This window comes from Gordonia rhizosphera NBRC 16068, from assembly GCF_000298195.1.
GTDB lineage: Bacteria > Actinomycetota > Actinomycetes > Mycobacteriales > Mycobacteriaceae > Gordonia > Gordonia rhizosphera.
In genome coordinates this window covers 1-23,968 of record NZ_BAHC01000233.1, presented here as the reverse complement: position 1 = coordinate 23,968, position 23,968 = coordinate 1, and the positions used below count along the sequence as shown (strand labels likewise).

Genomic DNA, 23,968 nt, shown 5'->3' with positions numbered 1-23,968 from the left:
CCCGTTCACGGTGTCGGCCGAGGATCACCCGGCCCACCGTGGGTCTGTGGGGATGCGCGGATGCTCCCGCCCTTCGTGACGCCCGCGAACTCGCTCCTCACCGGAGCGGAGGGTTCGCGAGCGCACTCCTCACGGAGCGGCGGGGATCAGCGCGGTTGGTCTACGGCGCCCAGGTGCGCGGTGCGGCGACCGCGTCCGCGTCGGGGGCATCGCCGGCGACCCGGTGGGCGCGGTTCACCGCGGAAACCACCGCGCGCAGGCTGGCGGTGGTGATCGACGACGCGACGCCGACACCCCAGACGGTTTCGCCGTTGACCTCGGTCTCGACGTAGGCGGCCGCACTGGCGTCTCCGCCGGAGGTCAGCGCGTGCTCGCTGTAGTCGAGTACCCGGACGTCGAAGCCGACCGTCGACAGGGCGTCGACGAACGCGGCGAGCGGTCCGTTGCCGGTGCCCGAGATCTCCCTCTCGACGCCGTCGACCTTCACCACGGCGGTGATGTGGTCCTCGCCGCCGTCGACCTCGGCGGCATCGACGCGCTGGCGCATCCGTTCCAGCGGTCGGACAGGCGTGAGGTACTCGTCGGCGAAGACGTCCCACATCTCCTTGGGCGACACCTCGCCACCCTCACCGTCGGTGAGCTTCTGGATCTCGCGGCTGAACTCGATCTGCAGGCGCCGCGGCAGGTTCATCCCGTGGTCGGCCTTCATGATGTAGGCGACGCCGCCCTTGCCGGACTGGCTGTTCACGCGGATGACGGCCTCGTAGTTGCGGCCGACGTCCTTCGGGTCGATCGGCAGGTAGGGCACCTGCCAGACCATGTCGTCGACGTCGGAATCGGCGTCGTCGGCATCGAACTTCATCTGGTCGAGGCCCTTGTTGATGGCGTCCTGGTGGCTGCCGGAGAACGCGGTGTAGACCAGATCGCCGCCGTAGGGATGGCGCTCGGGAACGTTGAGCTGGTTGCAGTATTCGACGGTGCGACGGATCTCGTCGATGTCGGAGAAGGAGATCTGCGGGTCGACGCCCCGGCTGAACATGTTCATGCCCAGGGTCACCAGGCAGACGTTGCCGGTGCGCTCACCGTTGCCGAACAGGCAGCCCTCGATGCGGTCCGCGCCGGCCTGATAGCCGAGTTCGGCGGCGGCGACCGCGGTGCCACGATCGTTGTGCGGGTGCAGGCTCAGGATGATCGAGTCGCGACGCGCCAGGTTGCGGTGCATCCACTCGATCGAGTCGGCGTACACGTTCGGTGTGGCCATCTCCACGGTCGCCGGCAGGTTGATGATCATCGGGTTCTCCGGAGTCGGAGCGATGATCTCGGTGACCGCGTCACAGACGTGTTTGGCGTAGCTCAGCTCGGTCCCGGTGTAGGACTCCGGTGAGTACTCGTAGCGCCACTGGGTGTCGGGGTACTTCGCCTGCTCCTCGAGTACCTTGTGTGCGGCGTGAACCGCGATGTCGGTGATGGCGTCCTTGTCGGCGCGGAACACGACGCGCCGCTGCAGCACCGACGTCGAGTTGTAGAAGTGCACGATGACCTTGTTGGCGCCGCGGCAGGCCTCGAAGGTGCGCTCGATCAGTTCGTCACGGCACTGGGTCAGCACCTGGATGGTGACATCGTCGGGGATCGCCTCGTCCTCGATGATCTCGCGGACGAAATCGAAGTCGGTCTGACTCGCCGACGGGAAACCGACCTCGATCTCCTTGTAGCCCATGCGGACCAGCAGGTCGAACATGCGGCGCTTGCGTGCCGGGCTCATCGGGTCGATCAGGGCCTGGTTGCCGTCACGCAGATCGACGGCGCACCACAGGGGCGCGGTGGTGATGGTCTTGTCGGGCCAGGAGCGGTCGGGTACCGATACCGTCTCGACCTCGTCGGCGAACTGGCGATAGCGGTGAACGGGCATCGCCGAGCTGCGCTGGGGATTCCAGACGGGCTGGTCGGCGGGGATGGGGCCGGCGGGCTCGACGATACGACTCGCGCCCGAGGTGAAGGTGTCTGCTGGTGCCATTGGTGGTCAATCTCCGTGATCGAAGGAAGTTGACCGGCGCATGTTGGGCCCCGCGACGGAGGGCCGGTCGAATCAGACCCCGCCGCGGCAACCGAGAAGGAGCGCGCGCTGCATGCACTGGACTGTACTCCTCGGGGATATCGCGGATCAAATGTGTGTCGTCCGGTTCGTCTGTGCGACCGACACCCGCGCCGACAACTCGTGTCGTGTGCCCGCCTTGAGCGGGCCGGTGGGGTCGGTGCGCCAGCAGGCGGTCAGGGTGTCGTAGCCGATCTGGCATACCGCGAGGTGTTTCGGCCATTCCCTTGCCGCCCAATGGGGTTCGTCGCTGGCGCTGTCGGTCGCGGCCATCTCGGCGGCGAGCAGCGACCACTGCAGATCGCGCCGGTGTGACAGCACCTTCGGTGCCGAGACGGGTCGTGTGTTCTCACCGTCGAGGATCGTGTCGCACGCGGCGAGCACCTCTGCGTCGGAGTGCCGCAACGTGCGCCGATGGGCCCGCGGTACCAGCACCCACATCGCCGCGACGGCCAGCGCGACGCCGAGCAGGGTCTCGAGGAACCGATCGCGGATCGGTCCTTCGATACCTGCCTCCGGGGTGCCCATCAGCATGGCCAGCGGCGTGATGAAGGTGACGGCGACGGCATAGTTGCCGACGATGGTCAGCTCGATCGCCACGTTGAGGACCGCGATCACCACGATCAGCGGCAGTACCGGCAGATCGAGAAGGAACAGCAGCGCGAACACGGCGAGCCCGAGCACGGTTCCGGCCAGCCGGTGCGCGCCGCGCAGGCTGCCGCGGATGCGATCCGGGCCCAGCTGCAACACCAGAACCGTGCCGAGGATCGCCCAGTCCGGGCGTCCCAGACCCCACCACACCGACAGCGCTCCGGCGAGCGCCGCGGTGATCACGACCCGGATCGTCGTCACCGTCGCGTGCGAGTCGTGGTGACAGGCGTTGCGCAGCCGGTGGCCGACGGACGGTCGAGGCAGCGGCGGCGCCAGCGGGCCCGGCCGCGCATCGTGGAACCGGTGCTGGGACACCCACAATTCCTGCGCGAGTGCGGTGTCGGTCTGCGCGGCATCGTGCAGCACCGTCCAGGCGTGCAGCGTCGAGAGCGCGACTCCGTGTCGTCGGGCGGGATCGGCGGCCCGGTTGTCGTCGAGGTACTCCTCGACGGCCGCCATCGCGGCATCGGTGGCGGCGATCTCCGGGCCCTGGGGGTGCCACAGCGCCGGCGCCATTCCGACCACCAACGAGCCGATAGCGCCCGCGGCCGCGGCGAGGATCAACGAGTCCGGTGCGACACCGTGCCGGGTGACCACCGACGCGACACATGCGGTGAGCACGAAGAAGAACGGGCCGGGCGGTCCGTGCCGCATCGCGTTGACGATGAACACCACCACGCCGGCGCCGACGGTGAGCACGCCGACCACGAGGAGGTCCTCAGCGAAGGTGGCGTCGGCGCCCACCCAGGCGCCCAGGTATCCGTAGAGCGCGGCGACGGTCACGAGCACCACCGCGGTGATCGTGATCACGCGCCAGCGCACCCGGTAGGGGCGCTTCTCGCCGTAGAGAACAGCGAAACCACCGAGTGCGGCGAGCAGCGCATCCCGCTCGAAACCGGCCAGGTACAGGGCGAGAGCCGGCAGTGCGAAGGCGAGACCGGCGCGGATCGCGGGTGCGGTTCGTCCACGGATGTCGGGGACCGCGAAGAACAGCCGGACGAAGGCGGGCCGCGGGGGCGGACCCGGATCGGGCGGAACGCTCATGTCTTTGCGGCTCTATCGGCTCAGGGGTTTGGCACCACCGTCCACGATAGCCAAACCAGACATGGTGACACAATTCCGGCAAAATAGCCCGTGAGCTGCGAAAATAGTGGCGAATCTGTTGGTCGTTTCTCAGGCGGGTCACATCTGCCGGCCATAGTTTTCCTCGCGTGCCCGACCTTCCGCGGGCATCGTCGCGACGGGGTCGCCGTCGGCCGGACAACAAAGGATGTGTTCATGAACCACACCAGACTTCCCGGAAAGAAACTCTTGCGCGGGGCCGCCTATACCGTCGCCGGTGCCGGCATCGCATCGGCGATCGCCGTCGGCGGTGTCGCGACCGCTGCACCGTCCGCGCCGCCGGAGCATCCCGCACCGCATTCGACCTATGTTCCGGGCACCCACTGCTCGCTCGCCCAGGTCGAGCGGGCGCTCGCGAAACAGGACCCGGCCCTCTGGATGCGCATCGACACCCATCCGCGGGCCAAGCATCACTTCGAGACGACGATCATGCTCACGCCGCAACAGCGCCAGGCCCGTCGTGCCCAGTTCCGGCACACGCATCCGAATATGGCGGCGATTGCGAAGTTCGCCCGCGACCATCACCTGAGGTGGACGCGGTCGAACAAGGACCACGACGCGGTCAAGCGGGCCGAGATGACCTGCGCCAGGTTCTGATCCACGTCAGAACGGGTGTCCCCACGACCCGGCGAACGCGACCTCGGTCAGCGGGAGCCGGGTGCGGGGACGCTCGTCGCGCTCCCTGATCTCGGGCGTGACGGTCTGCGGATCCGCGAGCTTGCCGACGGCGAGCAGCACGAGCGCCCGATGGGTGTCGGGGATACCGAACTCGGTGCGCGCGTCCTCGGGGTGGAAGCCCGCCATCGGGTGGCCGTTGAAGCCCAGCGACCCGGCCTGCAGGATCATCTGCGACACGGCCAGTCCGGTGTCCACGGCGGCGTACGTGCGGGCCTTCTCGTCGTCGGGTTCGGTGGTCGTACACACCAGCACCAGCGCCGCCGACGCGGGTGCCCACGTGACGTTGCCGCGTTTCATGACCGCGGTGAGTTTGGCGAACGTGGCGTCGCCGCGCATTCCGACGATGAACCGAACCGGCTGCATACGTCCCCAGGTCGGCGCCCACCGTCCGGCATCGAGGATCGAGACGAGCTCGTCGGTGGAGATCGTCGCGTCCGGGTCGTAGCCGCGTGCGCTCCATCGTCCTTCGATCAGTTCGTGCATGCCGCCGACACTAGGGCACGCTCTAACGAGGCATCACAGCACGGCGAGTCCGCATCGCGAAGCTCAACACCACCGCCAGCACACCGAGCGCGATCACGCTCGCCAACGATGCGGTGTGCATGCCGTCGACGAAGGCGGACCGGGCCGCGGCCGCCACCGCACTCCCGGCATCCTCGTTCCCGTGGGCGACGTGCAGTGTCTCACCGAGGGTGTCACCGAACCCCCACCCTTGCGAGTGCTCCCGGAACACCAGGGTCGCCAGTGAGCCGAGTAGGGCCAGGCCCAGCGCGGTACCGAGTTCGAAGCTGGTCTCGGAGATACCCGACGCCGCCCCGGACCGCTCGACCGGCACCGACCCGACGACGACATCGGAGACCAGGCTGAACTGCACGCCGTAGCCGATGCCGGCGACCGAGGTGAACACCAGGTAGACCCACATCGGACTCGACATGCTCAGGGCCAGAAGGCCCAGGTTGCCGGCGGCGGCGAGCAGGATCGAACCGACGAACGCCGTCCGCAGCCCGACGACGGCGACGACGCGGGAGGCGCCGATCGAGAAGACCGCCACCGCGACCGCCATCGGCAGTCCGGCCAGCGCGGCCGTCAGGACGTCAAAGCCGCGGACCGACTGCAGGTACACGCCGGTCAGATAGGACATGCCGCCCAGCGCCATCATGCCGACCAGCGCGACCGCCACCGCCCCGCTGAACATCGGGTTGCCGAACAGTTTCAGGTCGAGCAGGGGGGCCGGGGCGCGGCGCTGCTGCGCCAGGAACAGCGCGAGCATGAGTACACCGAACAGGCCGATCGCCAGCACTGTCGCGTCGACGCCCTCGGCGGCCATCGTCTTGACCGCGTAGACCAGCGGCAGGATGCCGAGCATCGACAACCCGACGCCGACGAAGTCGAAGGGTTCGGAACTCGCGGCCCGATACTCCGGCACCAGGCGTGGTGCGGTGAGGAAGAGCACCGCGAGCACCGGCACGTTGATCAGGAACACCACGCCCCACCAGTAGTGATGTAGCAGGATGCCGCCGATCACCGGACCGAGGGCGCTGCCGCCGGCAAACGCCGCGGTCCACACCCCGATGGCGCGTGCCCGGTCCCGCGCGTTCGGGAACATGTTCGCGATCAACGACAGGCTCGACGGCATCAGGGTGGCGCCACCGACACCCATCAGCGCGCGGGCGGCGATGAGCACCGCCGCACTCGGGGCGAAGGCCGCCAGGACCGACGCCGCACCGAACAGCGCGGCACCCGCGAGCAGGATGCGCCGCCGCCCGACGCGGTCCCCGACGTTGCCCATCGTGATGAGCAGTCCGGCGATTCCGAAGCCGTAGATGTCGAGGATCCACAACTGCTCGGTCGCCGAGGGGGCGAGCGAGTCGGTGATCGCCGGGATGGCGAGATAGAGGACGGAGAAATCCATCGAGACAAGCAGGACCGGCAGGGTCAGGACCGCCAAGCCCCACCACATACGACGGTCGGCGCCGGAGACTTCTCCGTGGCGCCGATCCGATGCTGGGGTGAGGGTGGACATGACAGACTCTCCTGTTTCTCGTAATCGTCGCAGTTCCGAAAGGACGCGTACGGCGTACGCTCGACGGTACGAGATTGGGTACGCTGTACGCAACCGAGTTATTCCCGCTGGCTGTGCAGATCACCGGCGACCGACGAGACCGACGAGGGGATTGCGCCCGTGGCGTCCACGGACAACACCAAACTGACACTGCCGACCATCGTCGACGCCGCGATCGATGTCGCCGACCGGGACGGTATCGGTGGGCTGTCGATGCGCCGGATCGCCGACGAGCTCGGGGTGGGGGCCATGTCGCTGTACCGGCACGTCGAGGACAAGGACACCTTGCTGCAGGAGATGTCCGAGGAGATCGGCCGTCGCTTCCCGTACCCCGTCGACGACTCGGGTCCGTGGACCTGGCGCGAACGCGTGGACGCCATCGTCGAGATCGACTGGGCGCTCTACCGACGCCATCCCTGGGTCGTGCTGGCGTACTCGTCACCGCGACACAGCTTCGGTGACCAGTCGCTGCGGTGCCTGGACTGGTTCGCGAGCGGCTTCCTCGACCTCGGGGTCGACCTGGTGGAGGCCACCGAGATGGCCCTGACGGTCTGGAGCTACGTGCACGGCGTCGCGCTGATCGCGGTGAGCGACGACCTGCTGCGGGCGGAGAAACCTACCGATCACCCAGACGGCCTCGCCGAGCTGATCGCCGGTCACCCCAACGTCGTCGCACCACGTCTGTCCGGGCTCGCCGGCCTGGACGCGGCGCCGCGGCTACTCGATCCGCGCGCTCGTCTCGACGACGGGATCGGCTATCTGTGTGGGGGATTCGAGGCGCGCCGGGATCGCAGCGTCACATCGCGTGCGGATACACGGTGAGCATGTGCGCGCCGAACCACGCGCTGCCGATCACGATCGGGACCATCGCCGCCACGGCCACGGACAGGCGAATGCGCGCCAGCATCATCGCGACCGGGATCAGCAGCACGAACGCTGGCAACAGCAGCCGCGCACGACTCATCATCAGTCCGCTCGACAACACGATGGTGGCCACCACGAGCGTTCCGTAGAGCAGTACCGGCCACGGCAGCCGCGACCACGCGGCCACCACCAGCAAGGCCAGCGTCGCCAGGATGATCCACGCGGTCGCGACCGGGGCGACCTCCCCGGAGTGCACCAGCGTCTCGTTGACGAAGGAGAAGGTGGCGCGGCCCCAGTCGAACTCCGTCCCCCATCCCTCCGTCTGGATGCGGAACCAGCCGGTCGGTGATCCGGTGTGGGCCCAGACCACGGCGAGATACCCGAGGTAGCCCAGCGGGCTGATCGCGACGGCGATCCAGGCCCGCGGGCCGTCGCGCCGCGCCAACAGCGCCGCGAGCACCACCACCCCGATCAGCACGACGGCGGTCGGTCGGCTCAGACCCGCGAGAAGGGCACAGATCCCGGCCAGCAGCCACCGATGCTCGAGGACACCGACGAGCGCCCACACGGCGAGCGCGCAGAACAGAGCCTCGGTGTAGGCCATGTTCAGGACCACCGACATGGGCGTCGCCGCGAACAACGCCACCAACAACAGCCCGGTCCGATGTGGGTTGGCCACCCCGATCGGCGACGTGTTGGCCATCAATCGTGCGCAGATGGCACCGAGTCGCGCCGCGCCGACAGCGGCCAGGCAGCCCAGGACCACGTTCACCGCCAGCGCCGCCCCGAACGGAGTGACGAGCGGGAGTTTCGCGACCGCTCCGACCAGCAGCGGATAGCCGGGAAAAAAGGCGTAGGCGGTATCGGGGGTGTGCAGGCCCCGGGCATCGGTCTGGGAGAACGGGACGTCGCCGTATCCGTACTCGGCGATCGCGAGCATCCACTTGCCGTCCCAGAGCCACAGCGAGTCGCCCAGGGTGGTGTCACGCAGTTGCGTGAACCGTGCGAGAACCAGAATGCCGACACCGCGGATGGCCAAGAAGACCAGGATCGGCTCGAGCCATGCGCGAACGCGGAACCCGGCTGTGGGCGACCACGACGGGCCGCCGTCGCGGGCCGGGCCGCCGCCCCTCGGCACTGGGTGCTCACCGCGCCGTGGGGTGCGGGGTCCATGTGCGGTCGCGCCGAGGTCTGTTCCGGTGGCCACCCCAGCGATCCTACGTCGGGCGCCGTCGGCCGATCCGGGGCGCGGCATCGGCGAGTTCTCCGCGACGCGCGACGGCCGATTCGGGCCGCGGATGGGCCGCCGGTAAGGTGGGGCCCCAGGAATTGGACGTCGGACGCATCGGAACGGTGCCCGAACAGGCACAATGCGTCCATCTCAACGCCGGAAGGTGGTTCGACGTGGCACTCGTGGTGCAGAAGTACGGCGGATCCTCGGTCGCGACGGCCGAGCGCATCCGTCGTGTCGCCGAGCGCATCGTCGAGACGAAGAAGCAGGGCCATGACGTGGTCGTCGTGGTGTCGGCGATGGGTGACACCACCGACGAGCTCCTCGACCTCGCCCAGCAGGTCAATCCGACGCCGCCGCCGCGCGAGATGGACATGCTGCTCACCTCGGGTGAGCGGATCTCCAACGCTCTCGTCGCGATGGCCATCAGCTCGATGGGTGCGCAAGCACAGTCATTCACCGGCTCGCAGGCCGGTGTCATCACGACCAGCAGCCACGGCAAGGCGAAGATCATCGACGTGACGCCTGGTCGTGTCCGCAGCGCACTCGACGAGGGCAAGATCGTCCTGGTCGCCGGCTTCCAGGGCGTGTCGCAGGACACCAAGGACATCACCACCCTGGGTCGCGGTGGTTCCGATACCACCGCTGTGGCGCTGGCCGCCGCACTGAAGGCCGACGTCTGCGAGATCTACACCGACGTCGACGGCGTCTACACCGCCGACCCCCGCATCGTGCCCAACGCGCGCCGGCTCGAGACCGTCTCCTTCGAGGAGATGCTGGAGATGGCGGCGTGTGGCGCCAAGGTCCTGATGCTGCGCTGCGTGGAATACGCGCGTCGGTACAACGTTCCCGTTCACGTGCGCTCGTCGTACTCGACCAAACCCGGCACACTCGTGACCGGATCGATGGAGGACATCCCCGTGGAAGAAGCCATTCTCACCGGCGTCGCACACGACCGCAGCGAGGCCAAGATCACCGTGGTCGGGCTCTCCGACCAGCCGGGCTACGCGGCCAAGGTCTTCCGTGCCGTCGCCGACGCCGAAATCAACATCGACATGGTGCTGCAGAACATCTCGAAGGTCGAGACCGGTAAGACCGACATCACCTTCACCCTGCCGCGCGAACTCGGGCCGCTGGGCATGGAGAAGCTCTCGAAGCTGCAGGCCGACATCGGCTTCACCGATCTGCTCTACGACGACCACATCGGCAAGGTGTCGCTCGTCGGTGCCGGCATGAAATCCCATCCCGGGGTGACCGCCACCTTCTGTGAGGCGCTCAGTGAGGCCGGCATCAACATCGAGTTGATCTCCACCTCGGAGATCCGGATCTCGGTGCTGTGCCGTGACTCCGAACTCGACGATGCGGTGCGCGCACTGCACGCGGCCTTCGATCTCGGCGGCGACGAAGAGGCCGTCGTCTACGCGGGAACGGGGCGCTGACATGGGCGTATCTCTCGGAGTTGTCGGAGCGACCGGCCAGGTCGGCGGTGTGATGCGGGCCCTGTTGGCGGAGCGTAAGTTTCCCGCCGACGAGATCCGGTTCTTCGCGTCGTCGCGCTCGGCCGGCAAGAAGCTGCCGTGGGGTGACGGCGAGATCGTCGTCGAGGATGCGGCCACGGCCGATCCCACCGGCCTCGACATCGCGCTGTTCTCGGCCGGTGCCACGATGTCGCGGGAGCAGGCGCCGCGCTTCGCCGCCGCCGGCGTGACCGTCATCGACAATTCGTCGGCCTGGCGCAAGGACCCCGACGTCCCGCTGATCGTGTCCGAGGTCAACGGCGAACTCGCGCAGAAACCGCCGAAGGGCATCATCGCCAATCCGAACTGCACGACGATGGCCGCGATGCCGGTGCTCAAGCCGCTGCACGACGAGGCCGGGCTGCAGCGCCTGATCGTGTCGAGCTACCAGGCCGTCTCGGGTAGTGGCCTGGCCGGTGTCGAGGAACTCGTGTCGCAGGCGCGTGCCGTGGTCGCCGACGCCGAGAAGCTTGTCTACGACGGTAGTTCGGTCGACTTCCCGGCACCGAACAAGTACGTCGCGCCGATCGCCTTCAATGTCGTCGCCCTGGCCGGGGCGCTCGTCGACGACGGCTCGGGCGAGACCGACGAGGACCAGAAGCTGCGCAACGAATCCCGCAAGATCCTGGGTCTGCCCGACCTGCTGGTCAGCGGCACCTGTGTGCGGGTGCCGGTCTTCACCGGGCACTCGCTGTCGATCAACGCCGAGTTCGCCGATCCGATCTCGGTGGCGCGTGCGCAGGAGATCCTCGCCGGCGCAGCGGGTGTCGAGCTGACCGACGTCCCGACGCCGCTGGCCGCGGCCGGGAAGGACAACTCGCTCGTCGGCCGTATCCGGCAGGACCCCGGGGTGCCCGACGGGCGCGGCCTGGCGCTGTTCGTCTCCGGCGACAACCTCCGCAAGGGTGCCGCGCTCAACACCATTCAGATCGCCGAACTGCTGGTCTGAGGCCTGCACCTTGCGGGGCACCCGCGACTGAGTCACCCTGGATGACGGCCCGAAAGGGGTTGTCCGGTGCGTTCTGCGAAGTCCCGATGGTGTCGGATCGGCGGCTGGTTGGCAGCGTCGATCATGGTGTGCGCGATCGTTTCCGCGGGTGTGGCCGCGCCGGGTTCGGCAGCTCCGGGAGACGTCGTGTCCGCGGTACCCGTGCCCGGATGGGCCGGACTCGATCGGGTCGAGCAGATCACCTACCGCACCACCGGGGCGATGGGCGAGCCCACCACCGCGACGGCGCTGGTGCGGGTGCCGCGGGGAACCCCGCCGGCGGGTGGTTGGCGCATCGTCGCATGGGACCACGGCACCTCCGGCCTGGCGCAGAACTGCGGCCTCACCGGGTCGGCGAACCTCGAGGCCGGCACCGGCCCGACGGTCGCCCGGCTCAACGACGCCGGATACGCGGTCGTAGCCCCCGACTACCTCGGACTGAGCGCGCAGTCGCCCGGGCCGCATCCGTACCTGAACACCCGAACGGAGGCGACCGCGACGATCGACGCGGTGCGTGCGGCCCGGTCGGGGGTCGGCGGCCTCTCGTCCACCTGGGCGGTGGCCGGTGTATCGCAGGGTGGGCATGCGGCCCTCGCCACCGGACACCTGGCGCCGCGTCGCGCACCGGGCCTCGACTTCCGGGGCACCGCGGCGCTCGCACCCGCCTCCAACGCCGAAACCCTCCTCGCCCTCGCGTTCCCGGGTATGCCGAGCGTGCCGCTGTTTCCGGTCACCAACTTCGCAGCCGTGCTCACCGGCATGGACGCGACGCGGACCGGAGTCGACGTCACGTCGTATCTGTCGCCCACGGGCCGGATGACCATCGACCGGATGGCGAGATCCTGCTCGTCGTCGTGGGCGTCGGTGGTCGCCGGCCAGACCCCGGGTGCGCTGCTCGCCAAGCCGCTCTCACAGCCACCGTTCACCGCGGCGATTCACGATTACATGGCCGTCCCCACGTCGGGTTACCGGGACCCGATCATGATCGTGCACGGTACCCGTGACACGACGGTTCCGATCCCGCTGACCGTCGCGTTGCTGGGGCAACTGGCGGCGGGTGGAAACCCGGCAGAGTTTTATGCCATTGACTCGGACCACCGCGACGTCGGCGCAAAGGGTGGACTCGACTACACCGTGCAGTTCCTCCACAGGGTGATACCGCCGCGCTGACGTCATGATCGGGGGTCATCGGTGGCCGAGACTTCTATGGCTCCGGTCACCTCGCTACCTTACTGTGCGGTAGCTTACGTAGTCATGACACAAACCGGGGGGAACATCTCATTGGCTTCGGCCTGTCGCCCGCGCGGTGCGCGTCGGCTGGCCGCTCTCGTCACCGCGAGTGTCGTCGTCGTGACCGGGCTGACGATGGGCACGTCGACCGCTGCCGCGGCACGGGACTTCTACACACCTCCCACGCAGTTCGCGACCCAGCCGGGTTCGGTGATCCGCACCGAGCCGAGTCCGCTGCTGTTGCAGATCCCGGGGCTGCCGAACCAGTGGCCCGGCACCGCGACACGGATCATGTACACGTCGCGCTATCAGGACGGGACACCGGCCGCGGTCACCGGGACCGTCGTCGAACCGACCGCACCGTGGCGCGGAAAGGGGCCGCGGCCGACGGTGGTGCTTGGGCCGGGAACCGTCGGTCAGGGCGATCAGTGCGCCGGCTCGAAGATGATGAGCTTGCCGTTGGCGATCGATCCGACGAAGCCGAGCATCGCGGTCAACTACTCCGCTCTGGAGATGAATCTGCTACTACTCAACGGCGTGCGGGTGGCGTTGACCGATTACATCGGCATGGGGACGCCGGGTGTCCACACGTACGTGAACCGGCTTGAATCGGGACATGCGATGCTCGACGCGGCTCGCGCGGCGCTGCGTCTCGCCAAGGCGCCCGCCGATTCGCCGGTCGGGTTCTCGGGCTACTCCCAGGGTGGCGGTGCCGCCGCGTCGGCGGCCGAGCTGGCCGCAACCTATGCCCCGGAGCTCAACGTGAAGGCCACCTATGCCGGCGCCCCGCCGGCCGACCTGTTCAAGGTCATCGGCCAGATCGACGGCAGCGCGATCTCCGGCGCGATCGGCTACGCCATCAACGGTCTGCGCGCCCGGTATGCGCGGCTGGAGAGGGTCGTCGGAGCCGAGACCAACCGGAGTGGTCGCGCAGCGCTGGGGCGCCTGTCGCAGCAGTGTATCGGTGACACCATCCTGTCCTTCGGCTTCCAGCGCACCAGCAGCTGGACGCGGACACGCGACTCGCTGACCGATGTGATCCTCCGCCATCCCGACGTGCGCAAGATCGTCGAGGAACAGCGCATCGGGACGCTCAGGCCGAACGCGCCGGTGCTGCTCGAGGGCGGGATCAACGACGACGTGATCCCCTACGACGGTGTCGCCGAGCTTTACCGTGACTGGCGCGCCCAGGGGGCCGACGTGACGATGGTGACCAATCCGACCCCGCCGATTCTCCCGGGCCTGGTGGTCAACCACGCGCTGCCGATGCTGGCGACGATGCTGCCCGGCACGCAGTTCATCCTCACGCATTTCGACCGATGAGCGCCGCACCGGCCATCGCCGGGACGTCGCGGCCGCACACCTGCCATCCTGTCGGGATGATGCGCATCTGGGCGGTGATCGTCGCGATGGTGTTCGCCGTCGGGTTGCCGGCGGGCAACGGCGCGGCGGTGCCGGCAGGTGTGCCGGCGACCCCGGGTCTCGGCCCGGCCGGTACGTCGCTGATGCACGCCGACCTGTGGTCCACCGACTCGACACCGTTCCCCGGTCCCGGACGTAGCGCGCGACTCCTGGCCTCGTCGGTTCCGGGAGGTGCCTGCGCCGCGACTTTCGTGGGCGGCGATGCGATGCCGGTGTCGTTGTGCACCCAGTACATTGGGATCTCGCCACCTGCCTTCGCGGTGTCGACGGTGACGCTGTTCGACCCGACAAGCGCGGCACCTGTCTCCCGGCTGCAGCTGACCAAGGGCGGACTGCTCGGCGGTGTGTACGGCTATCTCGATGACCGTGACCGGGTCGTCGTCGCGGATGGATCGGGCGCAATTCTGCGTGTCGCGCATCGTAAGTCACCCACCGGGTGGAGGTTGTACATCGATGAGCGGACCGACGTTTCCGGCCACATCCCGTCCGGTGATGCGATCACCGGACTTGCCCCCGACTTCTCCGGCCGGATCTGGTTCGCGACGACCCACGGGGTTGTCGGCACGGTCGACGGTTCGCGGATACGGTCGATGCACCTTCCGCGTGGCGAGGATCTCGGGAACGGGCTGACGATCCGGGCGTCGGGGGCGTCGATCCTCACCACGCATGCGCTGTATGAGATGCACGCCGGCGGCGACGGCGTGCCGCGGGTGGTGTGGCGACGGGCCTACGACCGTGGACCGGCCCGCAAGCCGGGCCAGCTGACCTGGGGATCGGGAACCACCCCAACCTATTTCGGACCCGGCGGGGACGGCTGGGTGGCGATCGTGGACAACGGGGCCCGTCCGCAGCTGATCGTCTACGACAGTGACACCGGCTCGACGGTCTGCCGGATGCCGGCCTTCGGAACCTCCGGGCAGGGTACCGAGAACTCGATCATGGCCTGGGGACGGTCCCTCGTCATCCCGAGCACCTACGGCTATCAGTACCCGCCGATGGCGGTCACCGGGCCCAGCGTGCCGGTGGATGCGCCGTTCCTCGGTGGTTCGACACGCATCGACGTGTCCGACAACGCATGCCGCCGGGTCTGGGAGAACGGTGATCGGATCGCCTCGCTACCGCATCTGTCCCGAGCCGACGGTCTGATCCACGCCCTGGGTTACGGTCCGTATATTCCCGGCTCGATCCAGCAGGTGGGCCCGATCTATTACCTGGCAACCGATTTCGCCACCGGAAAGCGGGTGCGAACACTCGGGGTGGGTCAGGGCCCGCTCGACGAACCGCTGGAACTGACGGGAACCATCGGCCGTGACGGGACGATGTGGCAGGCCACCGTGGGGCGGATGCTCAAGATCGGACGATAGGCAGGTGGGACAATCGGGTCCATGACCGACCCCGACGACCCGGATCGCATCCCGACGCAGGCCGAACTCGACGCCGAGGACCTGGCGGCGATCGCGCGGACGTCGCGAGATCGGGACGACGCGGTCCTCTACCCGTCCCGGCCCGATGACCCGGGTCCCGCACCGGCCTCGTTGGCTTCCCATGCCCGCGTCGCCTGGTGGGGTGCGGCGATCGCGGGATCGGTCAGTGTGGTCTACGGATTCACCCACCTCGGCCTGATCGCCGACCTGCTCCGGGCGCGGCTGCACGAGGGTGTCGCCACCGACCCGGCCAACGCGGGTCCGGAGGGCGGCATCGATCAGATGGCCGGTTTCTTCCCGCCGTTCATGCTGATCATGATCGTGGTGTTCCTGGCGGTCGAGTACGCGTTTCTGGTCGCGGCGGCCAGCCGCCACAGTCGCAACGCCCGCAACTTCTTTCTCGCAACGGTCGTGGTGAACCTGCTGTGCATCCCGATCGGTATCGACCTGTTGTTCGCCTACCCGGAGATCTGGTCGGCGATGACGGTGATCGGGTGGGTGCAGTTCGCGCTGCTGATCATCGCAGCGGTGCTGACTCTGCGACGCACCGTCGAGCAGTGGCTACCGCCGTCGACCCGGATGCGGCCGACGCGGATGTGGCGGGGTGTGTGATCTCGATCTCGACACGCTCAGTGCGACGGGTGATCTCGATACGGCCCCTCGCAAGCTCGGTGCCTACTCGATCGGCGGTGGTTGAGGTGCCTACGCGATCGGCGGTGGTTGAGGTGCCTACTCGTTGAGCGGCCCGGGTGCCATTACTGGAGCACATCCAGTTTCTGGACTAGTTCCAGAAAAGTCGCTACAGTGGAGTCGTGTCAGATCGCCAGCAGTTCAGTCGCCGACTCCGGGAGGCGGGGATGCGGGTCACCGCTCCGCGGCTCGCGGTATTGGAGATCCTGGACGCGCATCCGCACTCGACGGCGGATTTCGTCGCCGCCGGTGTGCGCGAGCAGCTCGGTGCAGTATCGACACAGACGGTGTACGACGTGCTGCGGGCCTGCGCGGATCGCGGGCTGCTGCGGCGGATTGAGCCGGCCGGATCGCCGGTGCGATACGAAACACGTACGGCCGACAACCATCACCACCTGATCTGCCGGTCCTGCGGCGAGATCCACGACATCGACTGCCTGGTCGGTGCGGCGCCGTGTCTGGCCCCCGATCGTGACCACCGGTATGTCATCGACGAGGCCGAGGTCACCTTCTGGGGATTGTGCCCGGCCTGCCGCGCAGCGGCGAATGCCACTGCGAACAACTGAATTTCACCGGACTGCCTGGTTCCCGGTGACCGAGCCCACCGGCTCGGCGAACCATCAGAAGCATCAGCCCCAATGAAAGGAGTTGTCTCACATGACGACCAAAACACCCATCACCAGCACGCTGACCGATGACCAGAAGTCGGTCACCGGTGCCGCCCTGCAGGAGACGCTGGTCGATCTCATCGATCTGTCCCTGATCGCCAAGCAGGCGCACTGGAACGTCGTCGGCCGGCAGTTCCGTTCGGTCCACCTCGAACTCGACGAACTCGTCACGGTGACCCGCGAGTTCACCGACGCCGCTGCCGAGCGTGCCACCGCCATCGGTGTGAGCCCCGACGGGCGCGCCGAGACCGTGGCGAAGACGGCCCGCACCACCGGCTTCGGTGACGGATGGACCGACGATACGACCGTCGTCGCCTCCGTCGTGGACAACCTCAAGGCGGTCATCGCCGGCCTCCGGGAGCGTATCGCCACGACCGAGTCGGCCGACCCGGTGACGCAGGATCTGCTGATCGAGATCACCTCGAAGCTCGAACAGCTGCACTGGATGTGGCAGGCGCAGGTCGCCTGACCGACCCCCGAGACGACAGTGCGCCCGGTCACACCGGGCGCACTGTCGTCTGTTCGCCGCATGTACCGTGTGGGCGTGGACAGTTGGGGAGCGGTTGTCGGGCTGGGGTTGGTCGCGGCGGCCATCGGGGTCATCGCCTTCGTGCGGTATCGGGGGCGGGAGACAGCCATGTTGCGCGGCGACGTCGCCCTGGCGCGGGAGCTCCGGGAGCTGGCCGGCGACGACGAGGTGCGGCTCGCCGCCGTCGACGAGTTCGAGTTGGCGATCTATCAACGCCTGTTCTACGCGTCGGTGGTCGCACCGCGGATTCGCAGTGCTGCGTGGGCGTTGCTGGGGACCGCACTCGCGGTGACCGCCGCCCTGGCGGCGGACTCGGGCGACGGCGTGCTCTATGACGTCGTGACCATCGCCGCGATCATCGTCGCCGTCGTCTTCGCAATCGCGACGCTCACCTACGCGGTGTTGGCGATCTATCACACCGCGACGACCCCGCGGGTATCGTTCGCCGAGTCCTACGCCTCGTCCTGACGAGCCGTACCCCGGCGAGGCGCCGGGTCAGCGGGCGAAGCGTCGCCGATAGACGGTCGGGGTGACACCCACCGCGGCATTGAAGTGATGGCGCAGCAGCGTGGAGGACGCGAAGCCGACCTTGCCGGCGACCTCGTCCACCGGCAACGCGGTCGACTCCAGGAGGCGCCGGGCATGCAGCACGCGCTGTTCGGTGAGCCACTTGTGCGGCGAGACCCCGACCTCCTCGACGAAACGCCGAGCGAAAGTCCGCGTCGACATGTGCATGCGTGCGGCGAGGTCGTCGACGGCAATGTCCTGATCGAGGTGTTCGATCATCCAGCCGAGCATCGTCGCGAAACCGTCGGAATCACAGGCCGGCACGGGCGCTTCGACGAACTGGCGCTGGCCGCCGTCGCGGTGGGGCGCCACCACCATGCGCCGGGCGATCCTATTGGCCACGTCGGGCCCGTATTCCTGCCGGACCAGATGAAGCGACGCGTCGATGCCCGCGGCGGTGCCGGCGCTGGTCGTGATCGGGCCGTCGTCGACGAACAACACGTCGGTGTTGACGATCGCCTTCGGGAACAGACGGGCGATCTTGGCGCCGTAGCGCCAATGCGTCGTACAACGTCGGCCGTCGAGTAGCCCCGCGGCACCCGCCGCGAACGCCCCGGTGCACACGGTCAGCACCCGTCCGCCGCGCTCGACGACGGCCCGGAGCGTGTCGAGCACCTCCGGCGGGAAGACGTCGGGGTCGGTGTCCCCGCCCGGCACGGCGACGAGATCGGCGCGCACCGCGTCGTCGAGCGAATGCGGCGGGATGACGAACGCCCCGTTGCCGATGCTGAGCGGCACTCCGGGTTCAGGAGAGCAGATCAGGAATTCGAATGGCGGCACCCCGTCGTCGGTGCGGTCGATGCCGAAGACCTCGTTGACCACGCCGAACTCGAACAGGGCCACCTCTCGGTACAGAATCACGGCCACGGTGCGAAGCACCATCCCAGTATGGCAGAAAATTTTCGAAGGATGTCATTCAAGCCACTGGTGGCGGGATCTTATTGAGCGAATAGTTTCAGTCATGAACACCATCATCTTGCTAACCCTGTTGATCGCCATCGTCGCGCCCGCCGTGGTGATGGTGTGCCGCGCAGACCGACGTACCACCGACCTCAACCGTGTGCCCTTCGGCTTCGGGCCCGACAGTGAGCGGATCCATGACGAACTCGTTGTCCTGAACCTGCGCCGGCGCGACTGCGCCTGAGCGCAACCGGCGTGCTCGCCGATCCGACATACCTGCGGGCCGATTCGCTACCGGATGGCCGGATGAGGTGGGAGAATTTCCCATCAAGGACCGTCCGACGTTTCCTGCGGCCGAGGCCATGTTGGTGGACCGAGGCTGTGGGTGCGTCCCAGTACCCACAGGAGGCGACGATGGCCGCGGCAACCATGACCGATCTGGCACAGTGTGTGGACCCGGGGAAGCGGCGCGACCCGCTGGACATCTTGGCCGACCAGGCAAAGTCCAGGGTGCCGGAGCTGGTCCCGGTCCGTCATGCTCGGATGGCTGCCACGCCCTTCACGTTCTACCGCGGCGCGGCGGCGGTGATGGCCGCAGACCTCGCCGCGACTCCGAACTCGGGGGTGCAGACCCAGATCTGCGGGGACGCCCACCTGAGCAACTTCGGGGTCTTCTACACGCCGGAGCGTCGGATGGTCTTCGACGTCAACGACTTCGACGAGACGAGCGCAGGCCCGTTCGAATGGGACGTCAAGCGATTGGCTGCCAGCTTGGTGGTGGCGAGTCGGGGCAACGGCTTCGATGCCGAGTCGTCGCGCAAGAATGCCCGCGAGGCCGCGAGGTCATACCAGAAGTGGATGCAGAAGAGCGTGACTCAGTCGACCATGGACTGCTGGTATGAAGGCGTCGCTGTCGAGGAGATGCTGGGGATAATCGGATCGAAGCTGGACAGCTCCACCGAGCAGCGCGCGGTGAAAGGCCTGCAGAAGGCGAGCCACCGCAACAGTATTCGGGAAGTGAGCAAGCTGTGCGTCTTCGATGAGCAGGGCAATCCGCACATTCGCAGCGAGCCGCCACTGCTGGTGCCCATCTCCGAGTTGGCTTCCGACGACCTCGCCGACGAGATCCAGGGGATGGTCGCCGAGCGGATCAGCAAGTACCGTGCGATGCTGCCGGACTACATCAAGGCGTTGTTCGACCAGTTCACCCTCGTCGATGTCGCACGCAAGGTGGTCGGGGTGGGCAGCGTCGGAACACGCTGTTGGATTGTGCTGCTGCAGGGTAAGGGCGCCGACGATCGGCTGTTCCTGCAACTCAAGGAGGCGCAACGATCCGTCCTTGCCGATCACATACCCGCCACGGAGTACCCCAACGAGGGGCAGCGCGTTGTCGAGGGTCAGCGGCTGCTGCAGGCGGCGAGCGATGTTTTCCTCGGGTGGACAACGGGATATGACGAGAACGGTGAGAGGCGCGACCTCTATGTCCGGCAGCTCAAGGACGGCAAGGGGTCGGTCGTCATCGAGATCCTCAACCCCAAGGAGATGAGACTCTATGCGCGTCTGTGCGGCCAAACCCTCGCGCAGGCGCACGCCCGGACCGCGAGCCGGTTCGAGATTGCCGACTTCCTGGGCACCGGAAAGGAATTCGAGAACGCGATCGCCGACTTCTCGATGGCCTATGCGGACCTGAACGATACCGATCACACGAACATGCTCGCGGCTATCGACGCCGGCCGAATCGAGGTCCACGACCTCGGTTGACAACGATTCGATGATGCTTTCATCCCGGTTGGATGCGAATTCGTCCATCCGCCATCGACGTATGCGCACAATCGTGCTGTCAGGGAATCGTCGGGAGGGGAGAGTGTGGAAGGTCGGGGTCGGGGGGAGGTGAAACCCGCTGCGGTCGCCGGGACTGCCGTCGGCTCGGGCGCTGCTGCACCGCTCCCGAGCCAGAGCCGGGTCAATGGACTGCTCGACGTGGCCAGCGGCCGAACGGGGCACGCGAACGGCAGCGTGGTCCTGGTCAGTGCGCCGGCCGGGACCGGCAAGACCACTCAGATCGCACGGTGGCTCGCCACCCTCGACGACACGATCGTGGCGACCACACAGGTGGCGCGACCGGAGCGTGTCGTGGGAATGTGGCGCAGCCTGCGAACACAGATCGCGGCACAGACATATCCTGCGGGCACACGCGCGGCGATCGCTCGGCCCTCGCTCTCCCGGCGTCGCGACGAGCTGTCCTTCCCCGAGGACGCCGATTGGGTCGAGCGCGAATTGGCCGCGATCGATCGACAAGTGGTCATCGTGATCGATGATGCGCACGGACTCTCGGACCCTCTGAGCATGCACAGCGTGCAGACGTTCCTCGACGCGATACCCCAACATGTGTCGGTCGTATTGATCGCGCGTCACGATCCCCCGCTCGCGTGGCACCGCTACGCGTCGGAGCGTCGCTTCACCCGGATCGGGACGGCCGAGATGTCGTTGACCGACGACGAGACGACGGCGGTGTTGCGGGCGACCGGGACGGAGGTGACGTCCGGGCAGGTGACACGCGTCAGGGAGCTGACCCGCGGGTGGATCACGTTGGTACTCATCGCGGCCGATCATCTGGCGGGTCGACGCGATGTCGCCCAGGCCCTCGCCGAACTCGAGGCATCGACACAACCCGTTTCCGACCTACTGGTCGGGGCGATGATCGCGAGACTGCCGGTTCACCTTCGCGAGTTCGCGGCCACGACCGCCGTGCTACCCGACTTCGATGTCGACCTCGCCACACACGTGAGTGGCCAGGACGCCGCGGCCGCGGTGACCGAACTCGTCGGTGCCGGATTCCCGGTGGTGCCTGCCGGATCCATGGGCAGCCCGGCGCAGGACGGGGGTGGGTACACGTATCCAGGTCTGATCCGTGTCCACCTCGTCGCAGAGTTGCGACGCACCGGCCCCGGTGCGGTCGACGACGCGTATCTGCGAGCGATCGCATGGTCATCGCGGCATCAGCGTCACGGAGACGCACTCCGACAGGCGTTGATGTTCGGCGATCCGGAGGTACTCGCCGCGACACTGATGACCAGTGGCGCCGGCATGGTGCTCGCCGGTGAGATCGACGCCTTCGAGCCGATGCTCGACGACTGTTGTCATGTCCTGGCCGACACCGCCATCGTGATGCTGCTGCGTGCCCTTGTCGCGCTAGAAATCGGTGATACCAATTGTGCGGCAATTCATCTGGAAAACGCCGGGATCGCTTCCCCGCAGCTGACCGATCTCGTTTCGCAACCCGACGATGTCGGCTTGCTGTATCGGATTCTGCTGCTTCAACTGGCGGCGTACCGGCCGATCGGGGATCTCGACGCGCTGATCCGTTCGGTGGTGTCGCCGCCGCCGTCGGGCACGACACCGGCCATGCGCGCGCTCGCCCTCATGACCATCGGATCGACATTCATCGGTCTCGGCGAGTTGGATCGGGCGGAGACCGTGCTGACCTCGGCGATCGCGATCGCGGAGACATCCGCGCAGGACCTGTTGCGGGCGCGGATCCTGGAGCGCAGGGCGGCCGCATCCGGTCAGCGCGGTGACAACCTGGTGATGCTCAGGTATTCGCGGTCGGCGATCGCGCTGGCCGGCACGACGGAGCCGAGCACGACGGGGCCGAGCACGCGCCACATCGTCGCCCGATGCCGGGCGAAAATCGCCTACGCGCAGTATCTGACGGGCGAACCATACGATCCATCCCTCGACGACGGCGATCTCGCATCGGGTCCGAGCCCGGGTGGACTGGTCGATGTCGCTGATGCGCGCACGGAACTCCTCATGCTGGTCGCGCGGTTCCGCGAGACCGATCATCGCGCGATGGTCGCCGATCGCGCCCGGCGTGTCCTGGCCACAATGCTGGCGAAAGCGGGACCGGATCTGGGGCCGGCACGGTCGTCGGTTCTGCTGCCGCGTGTTGCCCACATGTGTGCGGCGGTCGGACATCCGGACCGGATATTCGAACTGGTCGAGACTGCCGAGCACGCGTCGGGTCCGCAGTGGGAAACGACGCTGGCGACCGTGATCGCGCGGTGCGCGCAGGGTCGGTTCGAGAGTGCCCGAACGATTCTCGGTCCCATGCTGGGCAACACAGGCCGTATGCATCCGGTGACTGGGGTGTCCGTCGGTGTGCTCGATGCCTACATCGGGGTGGCGCGCGACGACGAGCACGCCTGCCACCGGGGTCTGGAGACCGCGCTGTCGATCGCCGAGCCGATGCGGCTGGTCGCACCGTTTCTCGAGGGCGGCCGGGCAATCGCCGACGCTCTGGCCCGGCACAGCGGATCCTTAGGGTACCTCGACGGTTTCGCCGACCATGTCCGCCGGTTGTCCCACGATCGAAGCGGTCCCGACGAGGTGCATCTCACGCCGTCGGAGATGCGTGTGCTGCATTGTCTGCCGTCGGGTCGCACCGCGGAAGAGATGGCCGAGATCCTGTCGGTCTCGGTCAACACGGTCAAGACCCACCTGCGTGCCATCTATCGCAAACTCGGCGTGGGTACCCGCCGGGACGCCGTCGTGGCCGCTCGGAGTGCCGGATTGATCTGAGCCTGAGGATGTCTGGGCGGTCAGGGCAGGCGACGGAATTCGCGCAGCGTCAGGCCGAGATCGTCGAGACGGGCGATGATCCCCCGTGCGGCCGCGGCGTCGGGTAGCTCGCCGGACAGCCGCGTCGAGGTGTGCTGCCGGTCGATGCTGACGGCGAGCTCCGGGAAACAGGACAGCACCCGCTCGGAGAGCTCTCCGTCGATGACGAACTCGTATTCGAAGCGATCCATTGGGTTCACGCCGTCTCGTCGCAATGGGTGCCGATGTATGCGAGGGTGCCGGATATCGTCGTCGCGCACATCATCCGCGCCGGATGAACCCCGGTGTCGGCGACCGGGTTGCGCGCAGACCCGACACGATCCGGCCAAGTCGTGACAGGCTTGGGAGGAGTCAACCCGATAGGAGTCGCCGATGACCGACGATGTGCTACGCGAACGAGTACACGGACTGATGCCGCAGGCGCAGTCGGAGCTGGCCGAGATGGTCTCCTTCCAGTCGGTGCACAATCCTGAGGTGTCGCCACCCGAGGAGTGCGACAAGATGGTCGACTGGCTACTCGAGGCGTTCACGTCGCTCGGATTCGACGAGGTCGCGGCGAACGAGACCTCCGACGGCAGCAAGGCCGTGACCGGACACCTCGACGGCCCCGACGACGCGCCGACGGTGCTGCTGTACTTCCACCACGACGTGCAGCCCCCACTGGGAGAGGACGAGTGGGACTCGCCGGTGTGGAGCCTGACCGAACGCAACGG

21 protein-coding genes and 1 pseudogene are annotated in these 23,968 nt (G+C 67.6%); 15 read left to right on the top strand and 7 right to left on the bottom strand.

The annotated features are described in order from the left end of the window. Window positions 1-160 precede the first annotated feature (160 nt). Window positions 161-2,014: a 2-isopropylmalate synthase gene (gene leuA / locus GORHZ_RS27410; protein WP_006339012.1), complete on the bottom strand. Its 1,854-nt coding sequence runs from the start codon at window positions 2,012-2,014 to the stop codon at window positions 161-163. 147 nt (window positions 2,015-2,161) lie between these two features. Next, a complete protein-coding gene (locus GORHZ_RS27405) occupies window positions 2,162-3,787 on the bottom strand; it encodes an FUSC family protein (RefSeq protein ID WP_006339003.1) in 1,626 nt (541 codons plus the stop codon). A gap of 234 nt (window positions 3,788-4,021) precedes the next feature. Between GORHZ_RS27405 and GORHZ_RS27400 the strand changes: the two genes are divergently transcribed. Beyond that, window positions 4,022-4,462, top strand: a complete 441-nt coding sequence (locus tag GORHZ_RS27400) for a hemophore-related protein (RefSeq protein ID WP_006339001.1) — start codon at window positions 4,022-4,024, stop codon at window positions 4,460-4,462. Between the two features lie 6 nt (window positions 4,463-4,468). Here the strand turns inward: GORHZ_RS27400 and GORHZ_RS27395 are convergent, their stop codons facing one another. Then, window positions 4,469-5,026, bottom strand: coding sequence for a nitroreductase family protein (locus GORHZ_RS27395; protein WP_006338995.1), 558 nt, complete (start codon window positions 5,024-5,026; stop codon window positions 4,469-4,471). Between the two features lie 22 nt (window positions 5,027-5,048). Further along, window positions 5,049-6,566, bottom strand: coding sequence for an MFS transporter (locus GORHZ_RS27390; protein WP_006338994.1), 1,518 nt, complete (start codon window positions 6,564-6,566; stop codon window positions 5,049-5,051). Window positions 6,567-6,725: 159 nt separating this feature from the next. On the opposite strand from GORHZ_RS27390, the gene GORHZ_RS27385 reads away from it, so the two are divergent. Continuing rightward, window positions 6,726-7,427 carry a TetR/AcrR family transcriptional regulator gene (locus tag GORHZ_RS27385; protein ID WP_006338993.1) on the top strand — a complete coding sequence of 234 codons (702 nt, stop codon included), beginning with the start codon at window positions 6,726-6,728 and terminating at the stop codon, window positions 7,425-7,427. Here GORHZ_RS27385 and GORHZ_RS27380 read toward each other — a convergent pair. Next, window positions 7,402-8,676 (bottom strand): putative hexosyltransferase, encoded by a 1,275-nt coding sequence (locus tag GORHZ_RS27380; protein WP_373279639.1) that lies wholly within the window; start codon window positions 8,674-8,676, stop codon window positions 7,402-7,404. The genes GORHZ_RS27385 and GORHZ_RS27380 overlap by 26 nt on opposite strands. A gap of 197 nt (window positions 8,677-8,873) precedes the next feature. On the opposite strand from GORHZ_RS27380, the gene GORHZ_RS27375 reads away from it, so the two are divergent. The 9 genes from GORHZ_RS27375 to GORHZ_RS27335 all read left to right on the top strand — a co-directional run bounded on the left by GORHZ_RS27375 (window position 8,874) and on the right by GORHZ_RS27335 (window position 17,636). Continuing rightward, on the top strand, window positions 8,874-10,139 hold the full coding sequence (locus GORHZ_RS27375) for an aspartate kinase (RefSeq protein ID WP_040533855.1): 1,266 nt from the start codon (window positions 8,874-8,876) through the stop codon (window positions 10,137-10,139). Between the two features lies 1 nt (window position 10,140). After that, on the top strand, window positions 10,141-11,166 hold the full coding sequence (locus GORHZ_RS27370) for an aspartate-semialdehyde dehydrogenase (protein WP_006338990.1): 1,026 nt from the start codon (window positions 10,141-10,143) through the stop codon (window positions 11,164-11,166). A 66-nt stretch (window positions 11,167-11,232) separates the two neighbouring features. Then, window positions 11,233-12,375 carry a lipase family protein gene (locus GORHZ_RS27365; RefSeq protein ID WP_245551533.1) on the top strand — a complete coding sequence of 381 codons (1,143 nt, stop codon included), beginning with the start codon at window positions 11,233-11,235 and terminating at the stop codon, window positions 12,373-12,375. An 84-nt stretch (window positions 12,376-12,459) separates the two neighbouring features. Then, window positions 12,460-13,758, top strand: a complete 1,299-nt coding sequence (locus tag GORHZ_RS27360; RefSeq protein WP_174347284.1) for a lipase family protein — start codon at window positions 12,460-12,462, stop codon at window positions 13,756-13,758. A 56-nt stretch (window positions 13,759-13,814) separates the two neighbouring features. Next, window positions 13,815-15,221: a hypothetical protein gene (locus GORHZ_RS27355; protein ID WP_040533849.1), complete on the top strand. Its 1,407-nt coding sequence runs from the start codon at window positions 13,815-13,817 to the stop codon at window positions 15,219-15,221. 21 nt (window positions 15,222-15,242) lie between these two features. Then, window positions 15,243-15,893 (top strand): hypothetical protein, encoded by a 651-nt coding sequence (locus tag GORHZ_RS27350; RefSeq protein ID WP_006338977.1) that lies wholly within the window; start codon window positions 15,243-15,245, stop codon window positions 15,891-15,893. Window positions 15,894-16,093: 200 nt separating this feature from the next. Then, complete coding sequence (locus tag GORHZ_RS27345) at window positions 16,094-16,537, top strand: Fur family transcriptional regulator (RefSeq protein WP_006338976.1); 444 nt, start codon at window positions 16,094-16,096, stop codon at window positions 16,535-16,537. 91 nt (window positions 16,538-16,628) lie between these two features. Then, entirely contained in the window at window positions 16,629-17,108 is a 480-nt protein-coding gene (locus tag GORHZ_RS27340) for a Dps family protein (protein WP_006338975.1), read from the top strand. Window positions 17,109-17,183: 75 nt separating this feature from the next. After that, on the top strand, window positions 17,184-17,636 hold the full coding sequence (locus tag GORHZ_RS27335) for a hypothetical protein (RefSeq protein WP_040533846.1): 453 nt from the start codon (window positions 17,184-17,186) through the stop codon (window positions 17,634-17,636). A 27-nt stretch (window positions 17,637-17,663) separates the two neighbouring features. Here GORHZ_RS27335 and GORHZ_RS27330 read toward each other — a convergent pair whose 3' ends face one another. Next, entirely contained in the window at window positions 17,664-18,614 is a 951-nt protein-coding gene (locus GORHZ_RS27330) for a GlxA family transcriptional regulator (protein WP_040533843.1), read from the bottom strand. A gap of 82 nt (window positions 18,615-18,696) precedes the next feature. Between GORHZ_RS27330 and GORHZ_RS27325 the strand changes: the two genes are divergently transcribed. The 3 genes from GORHZ_RS27325 (at window position 18,697) to GORHZ_RS27315 (ending at window position 23,216) form a co-directional block, all read left to right on the top strand. After that, window positions 18,697-18,879 (top strand): hypothetical protein, encoded by a 183-nt coding sequence (locus GORHZ_RS27325; protein ID WP_006338971.1) that lies wholly within the window; start codon window positions 18,697-18,699, stop codon window positions 18,877-18,879. A gap of 170 nt (window positions 18,880-19,049) precedes the next feature. Then, complete coding sequence (locus GORHZ_RS27320) at window positions 19,050-20,396, top strand: DUF2252 domain-containing protein (RefSeq protein WP_006338970.1); 1,347 nt, start codon at window positions 19,050-19,052, stop codon at window positions 20,394-20,396. 129 nt (window positions 20,397-20,525) lie between these two features. After that, on the top strand, window positions 20,526-23,216 hold the full coding sequence (locus GORHZ_RS27315) for a LuxR C-terminal-related transcriptional regulator (RefSeq protein WP_157205379.1): 2,691 nt from the start codon (window positions 20,526-20,528) through the stop codon (window positions 23,214-23,216). 20 nt (window positions 23,217-23,236) lie between these two features. On the opposite strand, the gene GORHZ_RS27310 is transcribed toward GORHZ_RS27315, so the two are convergent. Further along, window positions 23,237-23,446: a DUF8691 family protein gene (locus GORHZ_RS27310; protein ID WP_006338968.1), complete on the bottom strand. Its 210-nt coding sequence runs from the start codon at window positions 23,444-23,446 to the stop codon at window positions 23,237-23,239. A gap of 181 nt (window positions 23,447-23,627) precedes the next feature. On the opposite strand from GORHZ_RS27310, the pseudogene GORHZ_RS27305 reads away from it, so the two are divergent. Beyond that, a pseudogene (locus GORHZ_RS27305) lies at window positions 23,628-23,968 on the top strand (dipeptidase); the annotation flags it as partial.

What these genes read in the sequence shown, in the direction of transcription:
- GORHZ_RS27340 (WP_006338975.1), top strand. Translation starts at nt 16,629, where the DNA reads ATGACGACCAAAACACCCATCACCAGCACGCTGACCGATGACCAGAAG.
- GORHZ_RS27360 (WP_174347284.1), top strand. Translation starts at nt 12,460, where the DNA reads ATGACACAAACCGGGGGGAACATCTCATTGGCTTCGGCCTGTCGCCCG.
- GORHZ_RS27370 (WP_006338990.1), top strand. Translation starts at nt 10,141, where the DNA reads ATGGGCGTATCTCTCGGAGTTGTCGGAGCGACCGGCCAGGTCGGCGGT.
- leuA (WP_006339012.1), bottom strand. Translation starts at nt 2,014, where the DNA reads ATGGCACCAGCAGACACCTTCACCTCGGGCGCGAGTCGTATCGTCGAG.
- GORHZ_RS27400 (WP_006339001.1), top strand. Translation starts at nt 4,022, where the DNA reads ATGAACCACACCAGACTTCCCGGAAAGAAACTCTTGCGCGGGGCCGCC.
- GORHZ_RS27310 (WP_006338968.1), bottom strand. Translation starts at nt 23,446, where the DNA reads ATGGATCGCTTCGAATACGAGTTCGTCATCGACGGAGAGCTCTCCGAG.
- GORHZ_RS27405 (WP_006339003.1), bottom strand. Translation starts at nt 3,787, where the DNA reads ATGAGCGTTCCGCCCGATCCGGGTCCGCCCCCGCGGCCCGCCTTCGTC.
- GORHZ_RS27390 (WP_006338994.1), bottom strand. Translation starts at nt 6,566, where the DNA reads ATGTCCACCCTCACCCCAGCATCGGATCGGCGCCACGGAGAAGTCTCC.
- GORHZ_RS27355 (WP_040533849.1), top strand. Translation starts at nt 13,815, where the DNA reads ATGATGCGCATCTGGGCGGTGATCGTCGCGATGGTGTTCGCCGTCGGG.
- GORHZ_RS27395 (WP_006338995.1), bottom strand. Translation starts at nt 5,026, where the DNA reads ATGCACGAACTGATCGAAGGACGATGGAGCGCACGCGGCTACGACCCG.
- GORHZ_RS27320 (WP_006338970.1), top strand. Translation starts at nt 19,050, where the DNA reads ATGGCCGCGGCAACCATGACCGATCTGGCACAGTGTGTGGACCCGGGG.
- GORHZ_RS27350 (WP_006338977.1), top strand. Translation starts at nt 15,243, where the DNA reads ATGACCGACCCCGACGACCCGGATCGCATCCCGACGCAGGCCGAACTC.
- GORHZ_RS27325 (WP_006338971.1), top strand. Translation starts at nt 18,697, where the DNA reads ATGAACACCATCATCTTGCTAACCCTGTTGATCGCCATCGTCGCGCCC.